This is a genomic window from Microbacterium sp. DT81.1 (genome assembly GCF_049844955.1).
Classification (GTDB): Bacteria; Actinomycetota; Actinomycetes; order Actinomycetales; family Microbacteriaceae; genus Microbacterium.
The window spans coordinates 1-473 of sequence record NZ_JBNCMA010000033.1 but is presented as its reverse complement, the minus strand read 5'-3'; the positions used below and the strand labels follow the sequence as shown (position 1 = coordinate 473).

The 473-nt window shown below is 69.6% G+C and carries 1 pseudogene; it reads left to right on the top strand.

Annotated features, from left to right (window positions below):
- Positions 1–279: pseudogene (locus tag ACLQ2Q_RS22220) on the top strand (heavy metal translocating P-type ATPase); the annotation flags it as partial.
- Positions 280–473: the final 194 nt, after the last annotated feature.

Below are 473 nucleotides of genomic sequence, written 5' to 3'. Positions count from 1 at the left end.
GCCTCCGGAGACCTGCTCGTCGTGGTCGACGCGATCCGGCTGTCCCGCCGCACCCTGGGCACCATCAAGGGCAACCTTTTCTGGGCATTCGCGTACAACATCGCCGCGATCCCGATCGCAATGCTCGGCCTACTCAACCCCCTGGTCGCCGCGGCCGCGATGGCGCTCTCCTCGGTGTTCGTGGTCACCAACAGCCTCCGCCTGCGCAGCTTCCGCCCCCACCCCGCACCCGCCGTTACGGCGCCCGCGCGGGCCGACCGGACGATGCAGCCGGCCTGAGCCGGTCTACCCTGGACACGAGGGAGGTGACATGTCGATGATCGCTCTGGCACAACGTCTGCGCCCCGGCCCACGCGGGCTGGGCCACTCGGTCCTGCTGCTCATCGCTGTCACTGCCGCGATCATCGTCGGGCTGCTCGCGATGCACTCCCTGAACAGTCACACCGAGACCGCCGCACCGTCAACCGCGGCCG